Raw genomic sequence first — 24274 nt, 5'->3', positions numbered from 1 at the left:
TCCCGTTCGATTGAAAGCCGCGTTAGCGAGACGCTAGGTGCCGGCTATCAGCCGGCACCAGAACCCATTGGCTGCGCTCAGAAGCCATCAACCGGTCAGGCGGTTTCTTCGAAACGAGCGAAGCCAGCCGGCACGCCGCCATGGGGCCCGTGACGCTGGGTACCGATCAACGCCGACGTACGCTTGGCCAGAGCTGGGTCTGAACGCTTGGCGGTAGAGCGTGGCGCCTCTTGGTCTCCCGCGGCGGCGTTCAGGGTAAAGAACTCCATCAGTTGCTGAAGCTGTTCGGCCTGACTGCTCATCTCTTCTGCCGTGGCGGCCAATTCTTCGGAGGCCGAGGCGTTCTGTTGGGTGACCTGGCTCAATTGCAGCATGGCGCCATTGATCTGTTCGACACCGGACGTCTGCTCTTCAGACGCCGCGGTAATCTCCTGGACCAGGTCGGAGGTCTTGCTGATGGACGGCACCATCTCGTCCAGCAGCGCGCCGGCTCGCTCGGCCAGAGCCACGCTGCCCTGGGCGACGTTGCTGATCTCCTGGGCCGCCACCTGACTGCGTTCGGCCAGTTTGCGTACCTCGGAGGCGACCACGGCGAAGCCCTTGCCGTGCTCGCCGGCACGGGCTGCCTCGATGGCGGCGTTAAGCGCCAGCAGATTGGTCTGGTAGGCGATGTCGTCGATGATGCTGATCTTGGTCGCGATGGTCTTCATGGCGATCAAGGTATCTTTCACCGCTTGCCCCCCTTCGCTGGCCTCGCGATTCGCCTTGCCGGCCATGCCGTCGGTGACCTTGGCGTTTTCGGTGTTCTGCGCGATGGAGGCCGACATCTGCTCGACGCTGGCGCTGGTCTCCTCGACCGATGCCGCCTGCTCGGTGCTGGCCTGGCTGATGCTCTGGGCGGTGGCCGAAATTTCTTCCGAGGCGCTGGCCAGTCCATCGGACGCGCTGCGCACGTCACTGATGATCTGCGACAGCCGCTGGTTCATGCCGTCCATGGCGCGTAGCAGAGCGGCCGTCTCGTCGCGACCTTCGGCCTCGATGCGCTGGGTGAGGTCGCCAGCGGCCAGGCGATCGGCAATCTCGACCGCGGCCCGCAGGGGGCGGGTGATGCTGCGGCTCATCAGGATGCCCAGCAGGATGCCGAAGGCCACGCCCACGGAGATGATACCGATCAGCATCACCCGGCTGTGTTCATAGAGCTGGTCGGTGAGGTCGTTGGCGTCGCTGGCATTCTGCTCTTTACGCTTGGACAGCTCGGCCATCAGCGCGCCAACCTGATCACCATAGCGACGGACACTGGCGAGTTGGTTGTCCAGTACCGGATCTGCCTCGCGCAACGCCCGGCCACGAGCGAGCGTCATGGCCTGATCCAATTGGGTGGTATAGCTGGTGAGCAGGTCGTCGATTTGCCGGAAGTTGTTCGCCGACGCTTCGCTGTTGAACAGAGGGCGGGCTTTGGCCAGATTTTCCCGTACGTTGGCGAGGCCTTGTTTGACTTCCGCCTGGGCACGACTCCGGTCCTCGTCGCTGGCTGCCAACAGGTAGTTACTGCGCGCACGACCAATGAAAATAAGATTCAGGTTGGCGTCCTTAATGTATGACAACCCCAGCAGTTCGTTTTCATAGAGTTGAGTTGCCAGATCATTGATCTGGCTGCTGTTGTTCAGACCCGCGACCCCAACCACCAGGCTGATGGCTGCCACGGCAATAAAGGACACGATAAGGCGGGTGCCGATCCTGAAATTCTTGAACATGTGAAGCTCCTGCTAAAAAGGGCGGACGGTAAAGTCCAGCCCGTAACTAAGAGGGAGTAGTGACGCCATTAGTCAGGCTTTCGGATGGGTCGTGTAGAAATTTATAGTGGCGTTAAGCCATGGAGATGAGTGGTTCGGGTTACTAATTAGGTCGTCGCGCATATATTTAACGCGCAATTGGTTGTTGCCATTCCAGTTATCCCGATAACTATATAGTAAGGGTAATCTCCTGTAGAAAGGGTTTGGTAGATCGAAGAGTGGCGTTGTGGAGAGCCGCGTGGCGGATGGCGACTCTAGCGGTCGAATGCACTATAAGGACTTTTCAACGTCGCGGATTATAATAGAAAACTGGTGCCGCTCAACTTTCCGGCAAGTATCGAGCTAGCTGCGCTTCAACGAGCAGACGGTCAATAGTCGCTCCAGATTCCAGGGCTTGGGCAGCAAGGTCATCTCGGAGAGGTGCTGGGTAGGGCCATCGAAGTACCCGGATGAGACGACGATGGGTAGCGTCGGTTGGAGCCGCCGCGCACTGAGCGCCAGATCAAGTCCGGTCTTCGAGCCTGGCATCCTTACATCGGTGAACAGCAGGTCCAGTGGCGGATGTTTCTGTTCCAGATAGCGACAGGCGTCATCAGCGGTACTAAAGACCAATACTTCGCATTCATGCTCTTCGAAGATGTCTCGGAGCATCTCAGCAAGTAGCCTTTCATCTTCAGCAATAAGGACAAGGCGGTTCAAGGATGGACCTGGCTATCGTAGGACGTCGTTAGACAGGGACCGCCATGTCGGCTGCTGTTTCCACGTTGTACGACGAGCTGGTGCCTGTACATGTTTTGTACAGCGATGGGTAGGGAAGGGCATCTGTCCGCGCATTGCTATGCGCCAATGGTAGTTAGCAGTAGAGGCGATCCGTCACCTATTGCTAACTAATCAGAAGTCGCTTGCTGGGAGTAGGTTTGGCCATAGAGTGCTTCGCGGTTATGGCGTTGGAAAATCATATCGCGCGATTCATTTGAGCAAGTCGAGTCACCATTGATCTCCCAAACCGATACTGTTCTCGATAGGGCTGATCGCCGCGAGATCGCCTTCGAGGTTGACCTTTCACGTTTCCCGGACGCGGACTCTGCACGCCCGGAAAGCCACCATAGCCTTTTCTGGCTGCTGCTCAATTAACGTGGGGATAGCGAAATGCACGAACTGGCCACTCAGGCCTGCATCCTCCAGCTAAGCCTGTCGGTAGTGCTGGTACTTAGGGAGCAGACAGGCTGTGGAGCGCTAGCGCAAACTGCGGCGAGACCGTCGTAGTCTTGAACCTCCCCTATTTAGCTGCTGCCCATCGCCTGGTCCGGCGACTTGGCTTGCGGGAGCCGGGGGAGAACGGTGAAAACGTTGTAGAGGGATCCTTCGTCATCCGAGGGTCTCGCTAACTCCTGTGTGAGCCCGCAAGGCCCTTATAGTCAGCCGATGGGCAGTTCTCCGGTCACGATTGCGGTGACGATGAAGAGTCCGAACATGGGCAACGACCATTTGAAGAATTCCTTCTGGTACTCGCCGAAGGTCATTTCCGTACGGTTCATCAGCAGGAACAGCCAGGCGACCGTGGGACTTGCATAGCGCAGGGCCTGCCCCATGAAAGACGCGACACCGATTTCCGTAGGGGTGATGCCGAACTGATAGGCGATGGGGGCAACCACCGGCAGGATGCCAAAGTAGTAGGCGTCGACTGGCAGGGCGTAGCAGGCGATGGCACCGAGAAAGGCGAATGCCAGCGCGGTATGGCTACCCATGGATTCGGGGATCATGGCGGCGATGCTGTTGGCCACGGCGGCGGCCATGCCGCTGCCGTTGAAGATCCCGAGAAAGCAACCCGCTGCCATTATGATCGAGCCGACAGCAATGGCATCACCGCCATTGGCCGTGATGCGCTCCCGTTGTTCCGTGGCGCTGTAGTTCACCGCCAAGGCGAGGGCGGTTCCCAGCATGAACACGATGGCACCGCTGGCCCATCCGGCCAACAGCGTGACGAGCATGACAATGGTCAGCGCCAGATTAAACAGGAACAGGCGGGGCCGTTTGAATTCTCGATCGTTTTCCTGGATGACCGTGACCATGTCCTCGATCTGCTGGGGGGTGACGATAGCCCGTTTGCCCGGGACGTAGCCCAGCCGTGCGCGTTCCTTGCGTCCCATCAGGTAGGCCATGCAGAACACATAGATGAAGGACACGCCCAGGATGGGCAGGATCGCCACGAACAGGGTGTTCACTTCCACGTTGAGTACGGCTGCAGCGCGCGCCAGCGGCCCGCCCCATGGCAGGCAGTTGCCCAGGCCGCAGGGAAGGATGATGAGCATCGCCAGATTCGAGAGCTTGAGGCCCATCTGCCTGTACAGGGGCACGAAGGCGCTGGTGATGATCAGGATGGTGGTGGTGCCGTCACCGTCGAGAGTCACCACCGACGAGGTGAAGGCGGTGACCAGGATGATCTTTAGCGGATCGCCATTGGCTTTGCGGATAAGAAACGTACACAACGGATCGAACAGGCCCACGTTCATCATCAGGCTGAAGTAGAGGATCGCGAAGAGGATCATCACCGTGGGATTGACGGTACCCAGCGAGACCTTGCCGGTTTGGCTGGTGGAGTAGAACAGGCCCTCGCGAATCCAGGTGACCAGGGTCTCGAGCGGAACGCCGCTCGTGAGGCAAGCTAGGGCGCCGGCGGCCAGTGAAACGACGATGAGACCGGTGAAAGGCGAAAGCTTCTGCCTGATCACCAAGAACAGGAAGGCGACGATCAGCGTATAGCCGAGAAAAGTGAGCATCCGGGGTGACTCCCAGTTTTATTGTTATCGGGACGCGAACAGTGGTCACAGGGAGCCGGCGAAGGGCTCCCGGGCGACTTTCAGGAGCTTTTTAGTAGCGCGGTGACCCAATCGGGGGCCAGCGTGGGCAAGGGCACACCTTTTGCGCGACAGCGGGCGTAGTCATCGATGACCTGGCGGCGCTTCACCTCGTAGGCGTCCTTTTTCTCCGCGGCTTCGAGGACCTCGAGCAGGCGCGCCCTGGGCACCACGGTAATGCCGTCGTAGTCGCCGAAGACCAAGTCGCCTGGTTCGACGGCTATCCCTGCGCATTGCACTGGTACGTTGATCTGACCAGGGCCCTGTTTCGCAGGACTGCGCTGGACGAAGCCCTTGGCGTATACCGGGATATCCAGCTTGGCCAGCGGTTGTCGATCCCGCACGCACCCGTCGATCACCAGGCCTGCGAACCCAACCGCCTGGGCGGCACCGGCCATCAGGTCACCGAGGTAGGCGCGCTCACGATGATCCTTGCCAGCGACCACCAGGACGTAGCCTGGTTGTCCTTGGTAGATGGCAACGTGGATAGGGAAGTTGTCACCGTCCTCGGTATCGACGGTATAGGCGGTGCCGAGCAGGACCTTGTGTTCGTCCAGGGGCAGCAGGTCATGATCCATGCAGCCGTCGCGCGGTATGCCGAGGCCCTGCATGCCATCGCACAGCTGTGCCGGGCTGAGTGAGCGGAAACGCTCCAGAAGCTCGGAGGGGATAAGTTCGGGAAGCGGCAGGTAGTGGTCGGTGTTCATAGCGGCAGCTCCTGTTGCTGACGGGAGAAGTGGGCGATGGCTGTGCGGTAGTCCAGGTCGCTGCCGCCAGGCCCGAGCTCGCTGCGCCAGTCGTGACGTGCCAGCTTTTCCAGCTGGTCGCGCGTGGCGATGGACATGCTGGCATCGACACCTACGCTCTGCAGGGTCGTGACCACATCGTCCAGTTCGGCGCCGCGTCGCTTGGCGTGGATCAGAGTGCGGGCAATGAAGGTGTCGGCCAGTTGCGTCACCGTCTTGCTGTCGAGCGACTCACTCAGGGACTCGACCAGGGTATCGAGCACGCCAAAGCGCTCAGCGGCCAGGAAGGATTCGAGGAAGAGTTGCGGCAGGCCCTTCATCACCACGCTCTTGAGCATCTTGATAGCCGATGCGGCGCCGGGCTCGGCGTCCAGAACGGTCAGACGCATGCCGTGGGGCGTAAGGGCAGCGGCGAAGGCGGGTGCAGCGCTGCCAGCCAGCAACATGGGGACGCGGTGATTGTTGCCCGGAACAGTGCCCATCACGGCGCAATCACAGAAGCCAACGCCGGTCGCGCGTGGCAATTGCTCGATGCAGCGCTTGACCTCGGGTGCTGCAGAGTTGAGATCCAGATAATCCTGGCCAGCAGTGAGCAACGGCAGGATCTGCTCGGCCAGGGGTAGGGCGCTGTTCGCGCTGGTGAGACAGAGCACGAATCGCGCGTCCCGACAGGCCCGCTCGAGGCTATCGAACAGCTCCACACCTGCCTGACGGGCGCGGTGCTGAATCAGGGGGCCAACCTTGGCATCGTTGCTATAGGCGTCGTAGGCGCCCAATTGCAGTTCCTGCGCTGAGCCCAGTCCGAGTGCGAGGTGATAGGCCGCCTCGCCAAAGCCTATGAAGACCAGTTTCATCGCCAGCTACCTTCTGTTGGTGTTGTTTGGCAGTGGAGGCGCAAGGGCTGTGCCAACGATCGATATCGGGCATATGGCGCTGAAAAATGGTTTATCCCTCAGGTATTTAGGTGCGGCTGAGATAGGGACGGGTTCGCACCTGCCATTGACATGGGCTTCAGAAGCTTGCAAAAGCGTTCAACCCGTCGCTCGACGTGAAACCAGAAGAAAAGGCTAATGAATACCCGGCAGATAGCTCCTGTACCCGGCCGCATTGCGGTAATAGCGCCGTCGCGCACCCTGACGCGTGCCATGGAAGAGCTCCTTCGCCAGCGTGGGCTGGATTTGCCCGTCGTGGAGGCCGTGCAAGGTGATGCCCTGCATACCGCCCAGCATCTGCTGGATCAGGGCGCCGTGGTCCTCATCAGTCGCGGCAAGACAGCACGTCGACTGAGGGAGCATTTCCGCGTGCCGGTAGTGGAGCTCCGGCACACCTTCTTCGACTGCATCAATGCCTATCAAAGGGCGCTGCGCCTCTCGCCCAAAGTGGCTTTCCTCGCCACCTCGGACGGCTATGCGCGAATTCTTGCGAAATCCCATGCGTTCATGCCAGACGCCGCTATCTGCGTGATCGACCCCCTGGCCAGTAGCGAAGACATCGAAGCTCGCCTGGATGATTTGCAGACCCAGGGCGTTGAGGTCGCGATCGGCGGCCTGTCCTTCTCCGACGCCGTCACGGCGCGTGGCATGCATTACGTGATGTCGGAGACTGACACTGAGGCTACTGCTGAAGCGCTCGACGAAGCCCTGCATCTGCTGCAAGTGGAAGACGAGCGCAGGCTCCAGCGTCAGGAGCTGCAGCGCCGCTATGAAATGATTCAGGCGATCCTCGACTGCGTCTCCGAGGGTATCTTCAGTGTCGACGGCGCAGGCCTGGTGACGCGCCTGAATCAGGTCGCCCAGACCTACATGGGCGACCTCGCCTGTGGCGACCCCGTCTTCGAATTGCCTATCGGGCGCTACTTCGAGCAAGCATTGCACCATGGGAAGGCGGTACGCGGAGCCCTCCTGGATATCGGTCGGCGCGCCCTGACACTGAGCATCGCTCCCATCGTGCTGGACGGCCAGGTCATAGGGGCGGTCGCCACCCTACAAAACCAGACGGATATCAGAACCCTTGAGCGCAAGATGCGTCGTGCGCTCGCGGGGCAACACCTGGCACACAGCACCTTTACCGACATCGTAGGCAGTAGTCCTGCCCTGCAGCGGGCGAAGCGCCTGGCAGCCGCCTACGCCAACGCCGACAGCACTCTTATCATTGAAGGCGAGACCGGCACCGGCAAGGAACTCTTCGCCCAGAGCATTCACAACGCTTCGGCGCGACGCCATGGTCCCTTCGTGGCCATCAACTGCGCCGCCTTCGCCCCCGGCGTGCTGGAAAGCGAGCTGTTCGGTTACGTAAAGGGCGCCTTCACCGGCGCCTCCAGCGAAGGTCGCACGGGTGTCTTCGAGCTGGCCCATACCGGCACGCTGTTCCTCGACGAGATCAGCGAAACCTCAGCGGACATCCAGTTGAAACTGCTACGCACCCTCCAAGAGCGCCAAGTCATCCGCATCGGTGACGACAAGGTCACGCCGGTAGACATTCGCATCATCACGGCGAGCAACAAGCCGTTGCTCACCCAGGTCGACCAGGGCCTGTTCCGCGAGGACTTCTATTACCGCCTTTGCGTACTGCGGCTGACCCTGCCGCCCTTGCGCGAGCGGCGTAGCGACGTGCCAGAATTGCTGGATCATCTCTTGCCGAAGCCATCCGCAGAGAGGCGTGCGATCACCCAGACCTTGCTGGCTCGCCTCGCCGACTATCCGTGGCCGGGCAACGTACGCCAACTCGCCAACCTCGTCGAACGCTTGAGCGTCATGCTCAACTGCAACTGGCCTGCCGAAGAGCTGCTCGACGAAGTGCTCGGTGATCTTCCCAGACCGGAGCTGCTGGGGCGAACCCCGACGGTGGCGGGGCTTCCCGATGAGCGGACCATTCTCCATGCAGCTCTCAGTGCCGCAGGGGGCAATCGCAAACAGACGGCCGCCCGCCTCGGAATCAGTACGACCACTCTGTGGCGACGGATGCAGAAATACCTGAACGAGGACCCCGCCTGTTTTGACGGTAGCCGTTACCGGAACGCTTGAAGGGCAGCACGCCAGCCAAGGAACCTGCCGCAGGTTCGTTCACGGACGGTATCCGAGCGCTTTCGCCTCGCTCAGGCAGGCGGCGCACCGGAGCGTAGGCAGGGCAGCACATGGGCCACATAGTCGGCCTTGCCCAGCTCCACACCCTGGGCCCGCAGGATGGCGTAGGCGGTCATCACATGAAAGTAGAACTGCGGCAGCGCCCAGTCACGGACGAACTGTTCGGCGGTGAAATCGAACACCAGCCCCTGGGGTAGTTCGTGCGCGACGGCCGCTCCTTCCGTGAGGGGAGACCCGTCGGCCGGAATGGTTTTTACCCTGTCCAGGGTTTCCTGGATTCGGTTCTGTGCCTGGGCGAGGGTGCCGGGCTGTTCCGCCCCATTGCGTCCCTCGTCGAGCAGAACTTTCAGCTCGGGTGGAAAGCTCTGGCCGTATAGGCGCAACAGGCCTTCCTGGGCCTGGACGCAGGCGAAGCGAATTTGAGTCGCCAGGGGAAACATATCGGGCGCCAGTCGTGCGACCAACAAGGCTTCTGCGGCGCCGTCCGGCCGCTGGACCTCCGCCTTGTCGAGCCAGGCCGACAAGGCCTGGAGCATGTTCACGTAGGTGGGGACGAGGATATCCGTGAAGTTCATGGTGAGGTCCTTGAGGGTTGTCGCAGGGAGACGAGGGCACTCGGCGCGTGAGCTGAGAGGGCGGTGGCAAACAGACCTGGTCTACCAGCACGCACTAGTAGAGCGTACTGGCGATACGCTGTGGCAGGGCTTGATCGTAGGCGTCTCCATCCACCTTCTCGGGGCAGAGGCTTTTTAGAATCGCGCCAGGAGTAGGCAGCGCACTGCGCGCCAGGTGTTTGGACGCATCCCACAGGCCGGCCCTGATGACCGCGCGGCTGCATTGGAAGTAGACGCTGGAGACCGTGACTTCCAGAACGGTGCGGGGACGCTGGCCGTTGACTTCGAAACGCGCCAGCAGCGCCGGATCGACCGCTATCCGGGCGGTGCCGTTGATGCGCAGGGTTTCGCCGATGCCGGGAATGAGGAACAGCAGGGCTACCTGAGGATCCTGGAGGATATTGCGTAGCGTATCCAGGCGGTTGTTGCCACGGCGATCTGGCAGGTAAAGGGTTTTCGAATCGTGGACGTGGACGAAGCCCGGCGCGTCGCCTCGTGGCGAGGCATCGAGTCCCTCGGGCCCTGAAGACGCCAGGATGACGAAAGATGCTGCCTCTATGAAGGGGCGATAGACCGGGTGGATATGATCGACTTCCTTGAGAATCGACGGCGCCGCGACCTGGCCATAGAGGCTTTCCAATGCCTGGATCGTGGTGATGTAGTCCTGATTGTCGTTGGCTTGCTCCATGCTCGTCTCCTTGCTCAATGTGGTCTACGTACCTCTGGTCACGCACGTGACATCCCAGTACTCCTCTTTCGCAGTGGCTAGAGGGGCGTGCTGAACTGTAGCTGATACGTGAGACGTAGACTCGGACCTGGGTCCGGCTTCTGTGTCAGGCGCTGAGCCGGCGGCGCTTGCGATTCGAGCGGATAGCCCACTGGAAGAGGGTGGCGATCACTTGGGAGCGGCACACCCACAGTGCTGTGGCGACTGAAAAGAGCGTCGACAGCGCCTCCTAGGTGGGGAAGGGGTAGGGAAGAGGCCTCCCAGGGGTAGTCAGGGGCGGCTGCCTGAGGCCCAGGCAGCAGTGGAAGAGGCTGAATCCTGGCTAGTGCACCAGCTCATCGATCCGGAATAGCCGTGCGGGATTGTCCTGCAGAACCTGGCGGCGATAGTGCCGAGGCAACCAGTGCGGCATCGCCTCGTACTCCTGAGTGAAGCTGGTCTGGGGCTCATGCTGGGTATGGGGCCAGTCACTGCCCCAGACGAACCGTTCCGGGCCAAAGGCGGCCAGCAGGCACTCAGCGGTGGCCTGAGCGCGCTGCATGATCATCGTGGTAGTACTGTCCTTGGGCGCGTTGCGATAGGGCGCCGACAGCTTGAACCACAGGGCACTGCCCGGGTCTGCCCAGCGGCAGAGCTCCTGCAGGGCAGGATCGCGGTCGCCGAGATCCGGATCAGGACGACCAAAGTGATCGACCACTACCGTTACCCCGGTCTCCAACGCTGGGCCGAGCAAGGCTGGCAAATCGCTGGCGTGGCGGTGCAGTTCCAGATGCAGCCCTAGCTCTGCCAACTGCTGCAGGAAGTGACGCCAGCGTGGTGCCGCCAGATCAGGCAATGCCTGGCCCATCAGATTGAGCCGCACTCCGCAGACGCCCTGGCAGACCAGGGCCGCCAACGTCTCGGCGGAGATATCCGGCTCGACCACCACCACGCCGCGCAAGCGCCTGGGCGCCTGGGCTAGGCAGTCGAGCAGCAGGCTGTTGTCGGTACCGAGAAAGCTCGGCTGCACCAGAATGCCGTGGGACAGCCCCACCGCATCCAGGTGTGCCAGATAACGGCTCAGGGGCGCGTCGTAGTCGGGACTGTAGCGGCGGTCCGCTGCCAGCGTCTGGCCGCGATGGAAGACATGGGCGTGGCTGTCGACGCCGGCAATGGGAGCAATTTCCGAACGGATCATGGCAACTCTTGGCTGGGGATGGACCGGGCGCCTCAGTGGCGTACCGGTGCAGAGGCATCCTGGTGAGAGGGTGACGGTGCCTGCTCCGCCTCGGGCAGACGCTGCAGATCCCGGCCACGGGTTTCCGGCAGCGCCAGGACAGCGATCAGGGCGATGCCGTAGGCGATCCCGGCATCAATACCGATGGCCGAGCCCAGCGACATGGAGGCGCTCATATGGCCCACCAGGAAGGGGAAGACCGCCGAGAGCACTCGGCCGAAGTTGTAGCAGAACCCTACGCCGGCACCACGGATCTCGCTGGGATACAGCTCATTGAACAAGGCGCCCAGGCTGGCCGGAATGCCGGCCGCGAAAAAGCCCAGCGGAAAGCCGAGGAACAGCATCTGGGTATTGGTCAGCGGCAAGCTTACATAGGCTTGTACGGTTAGTACGCAGCAGAGGGCGAAGAGGGCGACATTGTAACGGCGGCCGATACGGTCGATCAGTATCGAGCTGGCAATGCAGCCGCACCAGAAGGCAAAGATGATCACCGCCAGGTAGCCGCCAGAACTCAACACTGACAGTTGGCGCTCGGTCTTGAGAAAGGTCGGCAGCCAAGTCATCACCGCGTGGTAGCCACCGTGGGCACCCAGGCCGAGCAGGCCGCCGAGCAGGGTCACGCGCAGGTACTGCGGCTTGAAGATGCCGAGCAGGGCGCTCCAGAAACCGGCGTCGGAGCGGCTCTTGGCGGTGCGCTGAAAGGCGTCCGGCTCGGGTATGGAGCGGCGCACATAAAGGATCAGCAGCGCCGGCAGCAGGCCGAGGGCGAACATCACCCGCCAGGCATAGTCCTGCGGCAGGAAGGTGTAGATCAGGGTGAACAGCAGCACCGCGCCGGCCCAGCCTACGGCCCAAGCGCTCTGCACCGTCGCCATGACCTTGCCGCGGTGTTCGGCGCGGATGGTCTCTGCCATGAGCACCGCGCCAGCCGCCCACTCACCACCGATGCCAAAGCCTTGCAGTGCCTTGACCGCCAGCAGCGAGTAGTAGCCCTCGACAAAGGCCGACAGGGCGGTAAAGCAGGAGAACCAGAGGATGGTCCACTGCAGGACCCGCACCCGGCCGAAGCGATCGGACAGACTGCCGGCGAGCCACCCACCCACGGCAGTGGTGACCAGGGTGATCCCGGAGATAAGGCCGGCATCGGCCTTGGTCATGGACAGGGCCACCAGCAGTGCCGGGATGGCCAGGCCGAACATCTGGACTTCCAGGGCGTCGACCGCCCAGCCGCCGAAGCAGGCCCAGAAGGTTTTGCGCTCGCCGCGCGAAACGTCTTTGTACCAGTTGAACATGATCAGGATGCCTCTTGTTATTGGAGTGGCAGCTAGCGGATTTCGGTGCGGTAACGGAAGGTCAGGGCATCACCGCGAGAGCGACGCCATTCCAGTGGTCGGCTGTCGTAGCCCAGCGCCAGGCGCTCGATCTGCACCAGCGGTTGGCCCGCCGGCAGCTGCAGCAGGTGCTCGCTGTCGGCCGCGCCCTGGATGACGCTGAGCTGTTCTTCGGCACGGGCCACGGCTTCGCCGCAGTGCTGTTCATAGAGGGGGTAGAGCAGCGGTCCGAAGGCGTTAAGCGGAACGTCGAGCAGGGCGCCGAAGCGCGTAGCATCCAGCCAGATGTGCTCCTCAAGCACCGCGCGTCCGGCGATCAGACGCAGGCGATGCAGATAAACGACCTTGCTCTCCTCGGCCAGCTGGAGTGCCTTGGTAACGTCCGCTGTGGCCTGGCGCTGCTCCCGCAGCAGGATGTGGCTGTCCGGCACCACCCGCTCGCCGTTGGCATCCTCGAAGCGGAAGAAGCGAAACAGGGAATGATCGAATTGCGGTCGTCTGACAAAGGTGCCTCGGCCCTGGAAACGCTCCAAGACGCCTTCGTCCACTAATAGATCAAGTGCCTTGCGCACTGTGCCAGACGACACCGCATAGCGTTCGCACAGAATGGCCTCGGTAGGAATGGCGTCACCCGGCCGCCACTGTTGGCGAGCGATGGCGGTAGCCAGGTCATCACGTAGCCGCTGATAGAGCGGTAGACGAGTATCGACTGAGGTCATCTGGTCATCCATAGTTATAGTTATCTATATGAATTTCGATATTGGGCGACATAGATAAGATCGTCAAGAGGTCGGATGAGCAGCCGTCAGAGGACATCAAGAGGGGGTGCCGCTTTGGGCACGGTGGAGAGACAATCCTGCCGCTTCACATGCAGCGGAAGAATAAGACGCCGGACAGGCGATTATCGAACAGATGAAGGACAGGGCTGGTGCGGACCACCTGGCACGTACTGGTGACAAGAGGAGGGGCAATCAATGCCGCGTCTTGCCGCGGCAACGCCCGTTCAAATCGTTAGCTTTCGACTGAATTTTGTTTCCATCACAATGTGCGAGGCTGTGTGGGCGACACCCTTGATCATGTTGATGCGGGTGAGCTCTGCATTCAGCTCGCCAAGCGTGTGGGTGGCTAGGTGGATGATGAAGTCGGATTCACCCGACACGGCGTACACGGCTTGTACCGCGTCCATGTTGCGTAGGTGCGTCATGACATCCGTGTAGCTCTTGTTGGTACAGGAGGTCATAGTGAAGCAGTTGATTACCTGCTGCAGACGGTCCTGATCGATGCGGACGCTGTAGCCGGTGATCACGCCAGCCCGCTCTAGGCGCGTGATCCGCTCCTGTACAGCGGAACGCGAGACGCCAAGCTTGCGCGCTAGGGCCGCGGTAGGTTCGCGGGCATTAGCCTGCAGCAGAGCCAGCAGCTGCCGATCCTTTTCTGTGAGTTGAAACAACGCTCCGGTGTTGCGTGCATCCATGACCTCTCCTCAGCTCAGCGATATCCGTGCGCGCGGGCTTCCTGGAATTTGTCCATCAGCTTGAGATAGGTATAGACGGTCTGCGCAGCCGCTGGCCCGACGGGGCCACCATTCCATTCGAGGCCATAGGCGGAGAACAGCCGATAGCGATCCGTCTCGCCACAGATGGCTTCCGCTATCACACGCCCCCCAATCGGTGCGGTGTTCATACCATGGCCCCCAAATGAAGTACAGGTCCATAGCCCTGCCGCCAGGCGACCGATGTGCGGCATCTTGTGGCGCGCATAGCCCATCAATCCGGACCAGGCTTTGGCGATCTTCAGACCCTGCAGCTGGGGATAGACGGAGAGAATGTCGCGGGTGAGTAGTTGCCCCAGCCGCTGCTCATCCTGCAGGTTGCGGGTGGTGATGTGGCCGCCCCAGAGCAGACGATTGCCTTCGACAATGCGGTAGTAGTCCGAGGCACGTCGGTTGTCGCCGACCGCATCTGTGGTGGTGACAGCGCTCGCGAGCCGCTCGCCCAAGGGCTCGGTCAGCACCACATAGGTGGCAATCGGCAGGAAGGCGCGTCGGAGTCGTCCAAATTCTGCGCCGCCATAGCCTCCGCAGCAGTGGACTACGTCGTGACAGGTCACCGAGCCGTGGTCGGTCGTGACTCTGTGAAGGTCTCCCCGGCTCACCACCTCGCGCATCGCCGTGCGCTCGTGGATCACTCCGCCGCCGACCTCGACCAGCTCCGCTAGGCCCAGACAGTAGTTCAAGGGGTGAAAATGGAAACCGTGGGTGTCGCGTAACGCCTGGAAATAGCGATCGGTCTTCAGGCGTTCGCGAATCTGCTGGGTGTCCAGGTACTCCAATTCAAAGCCGAAGTCTTGTGCCATGCGATCGCGGGTCCGTTGCAGATTGACCCCATCTTCGTAGCGCACCACGCTGAGCTTGCCGGACGTGGGCGCGCAGCCGGGTAGCTGGTGGCGGGCGATGGTATCTCGGACGATGTCGACGCCCTCCAGCGACAGTCTGAACAAGGCGGCCGCCGTCTGATTGCCACAACGCCGCTCAATCGCGGACAGGCCTTCCGACCAGCCTTGCAGCACGAAGCCACCGTTCCGGCCGGAGGCTCCCCAGGCCACGCGATTCGCTTCCAGCAAAACGACCGAACGGCCGCGCGCTACTAGCTCTTGGGCCGTGCTCAGGCCGGCCAGACCGCCGCCGATGACGCAGACGTCCGCCGCCACATCGCCTAGCAAAGGTGCCCGTTGCGTGGTCGCACGCATGGTCCCGGTGTAGTAGTTGTTGCTGTAAACAGCCATGAGTGGGTGTCCTTTTTTCGGGCAGCAGCGGGCCTCGTGCCCGTCGCATGACAGGCATGGGTATCAGAACGGCGGTTACTGAATCAGGGTAAGGTCAGTGCCGTACCATTTCTGGGAGAGTTGCTTGAGTGTGCCGTCGGCTTTCATGTCGGTGACGGCCTTGGCCAGCTCGGCATTGAAGGCTTCGTCGCCCTTGTCGACCGCGATGGCGAGGGGTTCGTAGTAGGCGGGTTTGCCCGATACGGCGGCGACGGGGTAGCCCGCCTTGATAGCGCCCAGGACGGTCGGCAACGCAGACAGGGTGGCATCCAACCGCGTGCCGTTGCCCATGCGCAGGTCGTCGAGCGGACCCATGCTGTCGCCATAGGTCAGGACTTCGCCAGGCTCCACCTCGTAGGTAAATGCGGGAACATCGGCGGCATCGATCTTCAGACGTCGGTTGATGTAGTCCTCTGAAGTGGTACCGGCTTCGACGCCGATCTTCTTGCCATTCAGCTCGGAAAGCGTCGTTTTGGCTGCGTCCTTGTGCACCGCGAATACATAGGGCGTGTAGTAGTAGACGGCAGGGAAATCGAGTACCCGTGCTCTGGCGGTCGTTGGCGTCATGGAGCCAACGGAGAGATCCCAACGATTGGCCCAGCGACCAGCAGTGATGATGCCGTACTCCGGGGTTACGAAGGTTACCTTGGTCCCGAGTCTTCGCCCGATCTCGGTCGCCACATCGATGTCGAAGCCGCGTAGTTGATTGTCCTCGCCAAGAAAGGATTGCGGCGGCCAGTTGGCTGCGGTGGCCACCTTCATGACCTTGGTTTGATGAATGCGATCAAGGGTCGGGCCGGCCCAGGCAGAGGGCAGGGCGGCACCTAGGGTAGCAGCGGCAGCGAAAGCGGTGAGAAGGCGAGCGGCTGGGATCATGGTGATGTCTCCGGATACACGTTTGTTGTTGTCGTGAGAGGTGTAACGGCTGCGGTCAGTGACTGAGAATCTGTGAAAGAAATTCGCGCGCTCGCGGCTGGCGCGGGTTATCGAAGAATTCGTCCGGACGGCCTTCTTCGATGATCTGGCCCTGGTCCATGAAGATGATCCGGTCGGCGACCTTGCGGGCGAAGCCCATCTCGTGGGTCACGCAGAGCATGGTTATGCCGTCCTGAGCCAGCTCGCCCATCACATCCAGGACTTCCTTGACCATCTCCGGGTCGAGCGCCGAGGTCGGTTCGTCGAAGAGCATGATGCGTGGCTTCATGCACAACGCCCGGGCAATGGCGACCCGCTGCTGCTGGCCACCGGAGAGCTGGCCGGGATATTTGTCTGCCTGGTTGGCAATCCGCACCCGCGCCAAATACTGCAGGGCAAGTTTTCTCGCCTCAGCCTGATCAAGCTTGCTGACCAGCCGTGGGCCCAGCATCAGGTTCTCCAGCACCGTCAGGTGCGGGAAGAGGTTGAACTGCTGGAACACCATGCCGACTTGTCGGCGGATACTGGCCACGCTGGCCGCTTCGCGGGATAGCACCTGGCCAGCGATCCGCACCTCGCCTTGCTGGAAATCTTCGAGCAGGTTCAGGCAGCGGATCAGCGTCGACTTGCCCGAGCCGGAGGGGCCACAGATCACGACGATCTCGCCACTGGCGATGTGCAGGTCGATCCCCTTGAGGACCTGGAAGTCGCCGTACCACTTCTGCAGATCGCGTACCGAGACGGCCGCGTTGAGGTTGGATGAAGCAGAGATCTGATGCACGGGGGGCTCCCAGGTTAGCGATGGGCGCGGTCGAAGCGCTTTTCCAAACGGGCCTGCACGGTTTCGAGCAGGATCGACAGCACCCAATAGAGAACCGCGGCGGTGATCAGCATTTCCAGATGGCGGAACTCCGCACGTCCCTGGGTACGCGCCAGGAACATCAGCTCCCAGACCCCTATCACCGACACTAGAGAACTGTCCTTGAGCATCGAGATGAATTGGTTGCCGGTCGGCGGGATGATGAGCCGCATCGACTGAGGCAGGATCACGCGGGTCATGGCCTGGAAGGGGGTGAGGCCGATTGCCCGGCAGGCTTCCCATTGCCCACGTGGGATGCTGCTGATCCCGGCGCGAAAGATCTCGGTCATATAGGCGCCGTAACACAGCGACAAGGCCAGCACCCCCGCCGGTACCGCGCCTACCACATAGCCCAGCTGGGGAATGCCCAGGTAGATCAGGTAGATCTGGATCAGCAGCGGTACGCCGCGAAAGAACGAGGTGTAGAAGCTCGCGATGGCGACGGCAAAGCCATTCGCCGAAAGGCGCGCAGTGGCGCCAAGCAAGGCCAGCACGAAGGCGAAGGCAATGGAAAGCGCCGAGACGTAGACGGTGGTGAACACCCCCTGGGTGATCATGAAGCCGACTTTGCTGAAGATGAAGCTGTAGGACAGATCGAAGCTGTCGAAGAACAGCAGGAATAGCAGGAGCAACTCGCACCAGACGGTGACGACCTGAGCCCTCAGCGGAAATCGGCCGAGTATGAACAGGTTCACCATCAGAGTAAGGGTCAGGGTGCCGGAAACCGCGATGTTGCGCATCATGGGGGCTTCTAGGTCAAGCACAATGGGCCCCATGAGGCGGGCCAGAACGCCCTCTCCGACGCCATATACACAGGCCAGGAGAAAGACTGTGACAGCCACCGTGGCCATGAAGGGAAGGCTGTCCGTCGCGCGGGATTTGATGATGTGGTCGCGATACATGGCTCTGTCCTCACGCGCTGGGCGTTATTATTGTTGTGAAGCCATTGTAGGCAGGCATTGCGCAGGGCAATAGCCGACGAAACAGACCTGTTTATAGGTAGTCGATTGAAATTTGACGGTATTAACCTGTCGATTTGATGGATGGAACTAGCGAATGGATAAGGCTGCGATGGACTCGGAGTGGCGCAGTACGGTCTCCACGCAAGGCCGGATCCTCTGCAGACAACCGTCGCAGGGCGGTCAGCATTTAAGCCATGGCATTCACGTCCAGGAGCGGTTTCTGCGGTGATGCGTCCTATAGTGATCCGCGCTGAAGGATCACCGCGCGCGGCGCAGTGTTTCTGCTCGAGCCGGACACTTGCGGTCGAGACGCGGTCTTAGCAAGGTGTGGTTAGCCGCCGCAATGGTTCAACATCCGTAAGGCTCGCCGTTTCTTGACGGCCAGATGAGCAACGAAAAGGAAACCTTAATGACCACTCCGCTACGCCTGTACGAATTGGCTGGTGCCGACGACAGCTGCCGCTTCAGCCCCTATTGCTGGCGCGTGCGCCTGGCGCTGGCTCACAAGGGCCTACCGGTCGAAACCGTCGCCTGGCGCTTCCACGAGAAGGAGGCCATTGCCTTCTCCGGGCAGGGCAAGGTGCCGGTGCTGGTCGACGGCGAGCACTGGGTGACCGACAGCTGGGCCATCGCCGAGTATCTGGATCACCAGTACCCTGATCGGCCCTCGTTGCTGGGCGACGCTTCGCTCAAGGCGCTGACGCGTTTCGTCAGTCAATGGGTGGCGGACAGCGTGCATCCGGCACTCGCCCGGTTGATCCTGCCCGATGTCCATGCCGTGCTGGACGAAGCCGACAAGGACTATTTCAAGCAGACCCGCGAAGCCGCGTTTGGGGTATCTCTGGATGAGCTGGCTAGCCAGCGCGAGTCATCGCTGCAGGCCTTTCGGGCGATCCTGAAGCCGTTGCGTAGCACCCTGGCCCAACAGGATTATTTGGCGGGTGACGCGCCGGCCTACGCCGATCACATCGTATTCGGCGCCTTCCAGTGGGCCCGGGTCGTCAGCACCCAAATGCTATTGGCCCAAGACGATCCCCTCACGGCCTGGTGCGAACGCATGCTCGACGCCTACAACGGCCTGGCTCGACAGGCGCCGCAGGCCGCGTGAAGACGTAGCGGGCGACCTATGCTGAACCGGTGTCCGGTGGGCATGGGTCGACTCGTCTTTTCCCGTATCGAGCCGCCAGCGGCTGGATACGGTGCTCCGCAGTGGGTCAGTGCCGCTCCTGCGATGGGGTCGCGGCAGGATTGCATACCGTTTTCGCAACCTTGCCGATGGTCAGACCCTGACCCAATATCGAGCAGATCACCACCACGTACGTCAGGGTAAGGATCACGTCGCGCTCGCCGCCGATGGGCAGGGAAAGGGCCAGCGCTACCGAGATCCCACCGCGCAGGCCACCCCAGGTCAGAATCCGCCAGGAGCCAGGCACCAGCCGAAATTTCCTGCCCAGCAGCCCCACGGGGATTCCCACCGTGACCAGGCGCGCCAGTAGCGTCAGCACCGCGACCATAACCCCGCCCAGCAGCAGCGGAGGGGCCAGGTCGATCAGGATGATTTCCAGTCCTATCAGCACGAACAGCACGGCATTGAGGATCTCATCGAGGGCTTCCCAAAAGGCGTCGATCCGTTTGCGCGTGGTGTCCGACATCGCCAGCGCCCGGCCATGGTTGCCGATGATCAAACCGGCGACCACCATTGCCAGCGGACCGGATACGCCCAGGCGATTGGCCAGGGTGTAGCCGCCCAGGACAGTCGCCAGGGTGATCAGGATTTCTTCCGGATAGCTGTCGATGCTGCGCAGCATGACAAAGGCCAGATAGCCCACGACCAGCCCCAGCAGGATGCCGCCACCCGCTTCGTGGGCGAAGATCTCCAGGGTGCTGATCACGGTGATGGGTTCGTCGTTGACCAACGTCGCCAGGAGCACCGAAAAGAGCACCACACCCACGCCATCGTTGAACAGCGATTCGCCCGCGATGACCAGTTCGGTGTTCTTGGGCGCTCCGGCCGTCTTGAGGATGCCCATGACGGCGATGGGATCCGTCGGTGAAATCAGCGCACCGAAGATCAGGCAGTGGATCAGCGAGAGCGAGACATGGGTAAAGGACAACAGATAGAACAGCGCAAATCCGACCACCAGGGTGGATACGGTCGTGCCCACGACCGCCAGCAGCGACACCTGCCAGCGAAAGGCTCTGAGCTCGCTCAGATCGATATGCAGGGCCCCGGCGAAGAGCAACACCGACAGCATCCCCTGCATCAGCAGTTCGGAAAAGTCGATGGAGCTCAACAGGTTCTGCTCGTAGTCGCGAACCAGAGGAAACCCGAGCCAGTCCAGCCCGATGCACCCGAGGGAAAGCGCCAGGGCGATGGCCATCACGCCGATCGCTGAGGGAAGCCCGACATAACGACGGTTCAGAAAAGCCAGAACCGCCGTTATGAAGAGAATGATCGCTGCCAGTTCCAGCACGGGTCGTCTCCGAGGGGGATCTATTGGATGCCGTGTTGCGTCCAGGCATCCCGCTGAGTGTCATCCTGCCGATCCTTTTCCAGGGGAAAGTCCGCGGGCAGGGTTTCGACATAGAGACTTCGGCTGGAGAGGGCGAAACGCACGCCGATCTTGGCGAAGGCTTCCATCATCTCGATATTGATCGCCTGCTGGATGTCCATGTACACGTTGTAGCTGGCATCCAGCACGATGTAGACGACTTCGAATTCCAGCGAACTGTCACCAAAGGTCAGCAAGTGGGCGCGGTCGAAGCGCGTTTTGTCCTGCCGTTGAATGATCTCCTTCAGGGCCGTGGTGACCTGTTTGATCTGGTTGGGCTGGGAGGCGTAGGTCAGTCCGAACTTGAAGACGATACGGCGCTCTTGCAGCTTCTTGTAATTCTGGATGGTGCTGCCGATCATCTCGGCGTTCGCCATGACGATCTGCTCGCCGCCCAGACTTCTGATCCGGGTGGTCTTGAGGCCTACGTGTTCGACCGTGCCCGCCAGGGAGCCCACGACGATGAAGTCACCGACCTCGAAGGGTTTGTCCACCGCAATGGAGAGGGACGCGAACACATCGCCCAGGATGTTCTGCACGGCCAGGGCGATGGCGATGCCGCCGACGCCAAGGCTGGCGACGAAGGCAGTGATGTTCACCCCGAGGTTGGACAGCATGGCCAGGCCGACCACGGCCCAGAGCAACACCTTGGCCCCCCAGAGCGACAAGGTGGCCAGGGCGCTGCCCTGGTAGACGTCCGCCTGGCTATGCTTGACGAAGTAGTGGTGCACCGCCAAGGCCACCGCCCGGTTGGCCCATAGCCCGACCTGCAGCGCCGCCACCACGAACCAGAGGCTGCTGACCCGGGTCAGCCAGCGTTCGGGCAAGTCCAGTATCCCTACGCCGATCAGAATGGCGGCCAGCAGCAACAGCGTATTGCTGGTGCTGGACAAGACCTGAATGGCGATATGGCTGACATGGGCACCCGGTTTCTCTGCGCGGGACCGCAGGTTTCTCAGGACGAAGCCGATTACGGTTCGGGCGAGGGTGAAGCTGAGCAGGATGGTGCACAGCATGGCGAACCAGTTGGCCAGCGAGATGCCGAGCAGACTGGTCGATAGCATGACGTTGAAAAATCCTAGATCCATAAAGCAGGGGTCTTCTAGCTGATTTAAAAATAATCACGACCAGCCCGGTCAGGCGTTGTCGCGACTCGTTTTATCCAGCGCTCTCTTGGCCAACTGGAACACAGGACGCAGTCCGCCAGTTCGCCGTTCAATCAGGAACCTGCGGATCGCATCAGCCGGGTTTGAGTCCATTGAGCCGGTGCCGTGCCATTTTTTTTCGCTTTTTGGCGCATGCAACCAGTGGGAAAGCAGCCGTGATCAATAGTGAGCGCCTTTGGCCTGGGCGTTCTGGTGGGGGTGCGGACTGGCTAAATAGAAGGGGTCGTCCACCCTCGATAGGGCGGTCCGACACTCGAGCGCAGGGTGATGAGCGCACAGCAGCGCCGGCCGGGATGGCCGTGCGCCGATAGGGAGGAGGTAAGGAAGGCAGCGGAGGTTTCGCCAGCCTGCCAAGGTCACGGCGACCAGGCGGGCTCGCGAATCGATCAGCTGGCGTGGGGGACGTCAGTCCGGATCAGATCCTGGTAAGCCCACGTGGGATCAGTGGCTATAGCCGGTCGGCTTGTGGCGGATGGTTTTGAGCAAGTCTTCCGGACTGATGCTGGCGACCGCCTTGGCGGCGGCCTGGCTGCCGGGCAGCGGCAGGTCGAGGATATGGCCCTTCATCTTGCCCACCACGTGCATCTCGCAGGGCTTGCAGTCGAACTTCAGGGTCAGCACCTCATCACCGTGGACCAGCTGCATCGGCGCGACCTTGGTGCGCACGCCAGTGACGCCCTTGGCCTGCTTGGGGCAGAGGTTGAAGGAGAAGCGCAGGCAGTGCTTGGTGATCATCACCGGCACCTCGCCAGGCTCCTCGTGGGCCTCGTAGGCCGCGTCGATCAGTTGCACGCCATGGCGGTGGTAGAAGTCGCGGGCCTTCTGGTTGTAGACGTTGTAGAGAAACGACAGGTGCGACTCGGGGTACACCGGCGGCGGGCTGGTCTCGGCCTTGCGCCGTCCACGCGGATGGGCGGCGACGCGCGCGGCGGTCAGCTGTTCGATGGCCTCGCGGCGCAGCGCCTTGAGTTGCGAATTGGGTACGAAAAAGGCCTGGGGTGCATCCAGCGTCACGTCCAGGGCATGGTACTCGGTGGTACCCAGCTGGGTCAGCAGGTCGCGCAGGCCGTCCAGCGCCTGTTCCGGCTTGTTGGCCACGCCGAAGGGGCCGTCCAGAGCGACGGTGGCGCTGACGCCTTCCTCACTGGTGGCGGTCAGCTGCAGCCGTTGCTCGCGCAGCTCGACCTGCCAGCGCACACCGATGCGGCGCTCGGCGCTGGTCTTGAGCAGGGCCTGCTGCCAGTTGTGATCGAGGTTGCGTGACAGCGGGTGGTTCGGGCGCAGGCGATACAGCCCTTCCGGCATCTCGTTGGGTTCGACGCGATAGCGGTAGCGCTTCGCACCGTCTTCCTCGAATTCGCTCTTCAGCTCTGCGACATTGGCGCGAAAGCCCACCACCTCGCGCTTGACCAGCACATTGAGGCCGTCGCCGTTGGACAGGGGCTCCTCGGTCACGGCGATGAAGTCGCGCTTGTTGACCTTCTCCACCTGACCCACCGGCAGACCGGTAAAGGTCGGCGAGTCGAAGGCGCCGATGTCCACCTTGCGGTCGGTGACGAAGTAGTCGGTGCTGCCGCGGTGGAAGGTCTTGTCCGGATCGGGCACGAAGAAGTGCGCGGTGCGGCCGCTGGAGGCGCGGGCCAGGTCGGTGCGGTCTTCCAGGATCTCGTCGAGCAGCTGCCGGTAGTAGGCGGTGATGTTCTTCACGTAGCCCATGTCCTTGTAGCGCCCCTCGATCTTGAAGGAGCGCACGCCAGCCTCTACCAGGGCGCGCAGGTTGGCGCTCTGGTTGTTGTCCTTCATCGACAGCAGGTGCTTCTCGAAGGCCACTACCCGGCCCTGGTCATCCTTCAAGGTGTAGGGCAGGCGGCAGGCCTGGGAGCAGTCGCCACGGTTGGCGCTGCGCCCAGTCTGGGCGTGGGAGATGTTGCACTGGCCGGAGAAGGCCACGCACAGGGCGCCATGGATGAAGAATTCGATGGCGGCGTCGGTCTCGGCGGCGATGGCCGAGATCTCCTGCAGATTCAGCTCGCGCGCCAGTACCAGCTGGGAGAAGCCGGCCTGGTCGAGAAACCTGGCCCGTGCCAGGGTGCGGATGTCGGTCTGGGTACTGGCATGCAGCTCGATCGGCGGGATGTCCAGCTCCAGCACGCCCAGGTCCTGCACGATCAGCGCATCCACCCCCGCGTCGTACAGCTGGTGGATCAGCTTGCGGGCCGGCTCCAGCTCGTCGTCATGCAGGATGGTGTTGATGGTGGTGAACACCCGCGCGTGATAGCGCCGGGCGAATTTCACCAGTTCGGCGATTTCGCTGACCTCGTTGCAGGCATTGTGCCGTGCACCAAAGCTCGGCCCGCCGATGTAGATGGCATCGGCCCCATGCAGGATGGCCTCCCGTGCGATACCGACATCGCGGGCAGGGCTGAGCAATTCCAGATGGTGCTTGGGCAGGGACATGGCGGGTCTTCTCGATCAGGCGTGGCACGACAAGGCGCGCATTGTAGCGGGCGAGGGGGAGGAGGGCACCTCTGGGGTGCTGGGTGGTTGATCCTGGAACCTTGGGTGTTCGCCGGTAAAGGTGGCGCCTGGGAGTTATTTCAGTACTGACAAATAGCACAGCCTGCGCCGT

Annotated in this window: 20 protein-coding genes; 2 read left to right on the top strand and 18 right to left on the bottom strand. The window is 61.7% G+C overall.

Annotated features, from left to right (window positions below):
• Positions 1-95 precede the first annotated feature (95 nt).
• The 5 genes from ACWPW1_RS13650 to ACWPW1_RS13630 all read right to left on the bottom strand — a co-directional run bounded on the left by ACWPW1_RS13650 (position 96) and on the right by ACWPW1_RS13630 (position 6251).
• The gene (locus ACWPW1_RS13650; RefSeq protein WP_454253202.1) at positions 96-1754 is read right to left on the bottom strand and encodes a methyl-accepting chemotaxis protein; all 1659 of its coding nucleotides are present in this window, start codon (positions 1752-1754) and stop codon (positions 96-98) included.
• Between the two features lie 381 nt (positions 1755-2135).
• Positions 2136-2492, bottom strand: coding sequence for a response regulator (locus ACWPW1_RS13645; protein ID WP_454253201.1), 357 nt, complete (start codon positions 2490-2492; stop codon positions 2136-2138).
• Positions 2493-3211: 719 nt separating this feature from the next.
• A complete protein-coding gene (locus ACWPW1_RS13640; protein WP_454253200.1) occupies positions 3212-4573 on the bottom strand; it encodes a CitMHS family transporter in 1362 nt (453 codons plus the stop codon).
• 80 nt (positions 4574-4653) lie between these two features.
• The gene (locus ACWPW1_RS13635; RefSeq protein ID WP_454253199.1) at positions 4654-5358 is read right to left on the bottom strand and encodes an RraA family protein; all 705 of its coding nucleotides are present in this window, start codon (positions 5356-5358) and stop codon (positions 4654-4656) included.
• The gene (locus ACWPW1_RS13630) at positions 5355-6251 is read right to left on the bottom strand and encodes a DUF1932 domain-containing protein (RefSeq protein ID WP_454253198.1); all 897 of its coding nucleotides are present in this window, start codon (positions 6249-6251) and stop codon (positions 5355-5357) included. The genes ACWPW1_RS13635 and ACWPW1_RS13630 overlap by 4 nt, the downstream gene beginning before the upstream one ends.
• 216 nt (positions 6252-6467) lie before the next feature.
• Between ACWPW1_RS13630 and ACWPW1_RS13625 the strand changes: the two genes are divergently transcribed.
• The gene (locus ACWPW1_RS13625; protein ID WP_454253197.1) at positions 6468-8420 is read left to right on the top strand and encodes a sigma 54-interacting transcriptional regulator; all 1953 of its coding nucleotides are present in this window, start codon (positions 6468-6470) and stop codon (positions 8418-8420) included.
• 71 nt (positions 8421-8491) lie between these two features.
• Here the strand turns inward: ACWPW1_RS13625 and ACWPW1_RS13620 are convergent, their stop codons facing one another.
• From ACWPW1_RS13620 to ACWPW1_RS13575, 10 genes are all read right to left on the bottom strand, one after another.
• On the bottom strand, positions 8492-9055 hold the full coding sequence (locus tag ACWPW1_RS13620; RefSeq protein WP_434774413.1) for a DUF1993 domain-containing protein: 564 nt from the start codon (positions 9053-9055) through the stop codon (positions 8492-8494).
• A gap of 94 nt (positions 9056-9149) precedes the next feature.
• Positions 9150-9782 carry a pyridoxamine 5'-phosphate oxidase family protein gene (locus ACWPW1_RS13615; protein WP_454253196.1) on the bottom strand — a complete coding sequence of 211 codons (633 nt, stop codon included), beginning with the start codon at positions 9780-9782 and terminating at the stop codon, positions 9150-9152.
• Between the two features lie 361 nt (positions 9783-10143).
• Entirely contained in the window at positions 10144-10998 is an 855-nt protein-coding gene (locus ACWPW1_RS13610; protein ID WP_454253195.1) for an amidohydrolase family protein, read from the bottom strand.
• Positions 10999-11030: 32 nt separating this feature from the next.
• A complete protein-coding gene (locus ACWPW1_RS13605; RefSeq protein ID WP_454253194.1) occupies positions 11031-12329 on the bottom strand; it encodes an MFS transporter in 1299 nt (432 codons plus the stop codon).
• Positions 12330-12361: 32 nt separating this feature from the next.
• Positions 12362-13087 carry a GntR family transcriptional regulator gene (locus tag ACWPW1_RS13600; protein WP_454253193.1) on the bottom strand — a complete coding sequence of 242 codons (726 nt, stop codon included), beginning with the start codon at positions 13085-13087 and terminating at the stop codon, positions 12362-12364.
• A 284-nt stretch (positions 13088-13371) separates the two neighbouring features.
• Complete coding sequence (locus ACWPW1_RS13595; protein WP_058790472.1) at positions 13372-13842, bottom strand: Lrp/AsnC family transcriptional regulator; 471 nt, start codon at positions 13840-13842, stop codon at positions 13372-13374.
• Positions 13843-13856: 14 nt separating this feature from the next.
• Positions 13857-15152 carry an NAD(P)/FAD-dependent oxidoreductase gene (locus ACWPW1_RS13590; RefSeq protein ID WP_454253192.1) on the bottom strand — a complete coding sequence of 432 codons (1296 nt, stop codon included), beginning with the start codon at positions 15150-15152 and terminating at the stop codon, positions 13857-13859.
• Between the two features lie 75 nt (positions 15153-15227).
• Positions 15228-16067, bottom strand: a complete 840-nt coding sequence (locus tag ACWPW1_RS13585; protein WP_454253191.1) for a transporter substrate-binding domain-containing protein — start codon at positions 16065-16067, stop codon at positions 15228-15230.
• Between the two features lie 55 nt (positions 16068-16122).
• Complete coding sequence (locus ACWPW1_RS13580) at positions 16123-16887, bottom strand: amino acid ABC transporter ATP-binding protein (RefSeq protein WP_454253190.1); 765 nt, start codon at positions 16885-16887, stop codon at positions 16123-16125.
• A gap of 14 nt (positions 16888-16901) precedes the next feature.
• On the bottom strand, positions 16902-17867 hold the full coding sequence (locus tag ACWPW1_RS13575) for an amino acid ABC transporter permease (protein WP_454253189.1): 966 nt from the start codon (positions 17865-17867) through the stop codon (positions 16902-16904).
• A gap of 469 nt (positions 17868-18336) precedes the next feature.
• Between ACWPW1_RS13575 and ACWPW1_RS13570 the strand changes: the two genes are divergently transcribed.
• Positions 18337-19035, top strand: coding sequence for a glutathione S-transferase family protein (locus ACWPW1_RS13570; protein WP_454253188.1), 699 nt, complete (start codon positions 18337-18339; stop codon positions 19033-19035).
• Positions 19036-19141: 106 nt separating this feature from the next.
• Here ACWPW1_RS13570 and ACWPW1_RS13565 read toward each other — a convergent pair whose 3' ends face one another.
• The 3 genes from ACWPW1_RS13565 to ACWPW1_RS13555 form a co-directional block, all read right to left on the bottom strand.
• A complete protein-coding gene (locus ACWPW1_RS13565) occupies positions 19142-20401 on the bottom strand; it encodes a cation:proton antiporter (RefSeq protein WP_271655183.1) in 1260 nt (419 codons plus the stop codon).
• A gap of 20 nt (positions 20402-20421) precedes the next feature.
• Entirely contained in the window at positions 20422-21567 is a 1146-nt protein-coding gene (locus tag ACWPW1_RS13560; RefSeq protein WP_271655182.1) for a mechanosensitive ion channel family protein, read from the bottom strand.
• A gap of 519 nt (positions 21568-22086) precedes the next feature.
• Complete coding sequence (locus tag ACWPW1_RS13555) at positions 22087-24102, bottom strand: peptidase U32 family protein (protein ID WP_271655181.1); 2016 nt, start codon at positions 24100-24102, stop codon at positions 22087-22089.
• Between the last annotated feature and the right edge of the window lie 172 nt (positions 24103-24274).

It is taken from the genome of Pseudomonas sp. Marseille-Q7302 (assembly GCF_965111925.1).
The sequence above is the reverse complement of the archived record's forward strand: the minus strand, read 5'-3'. Positions and strand labels throughout refer to the sequence as shown.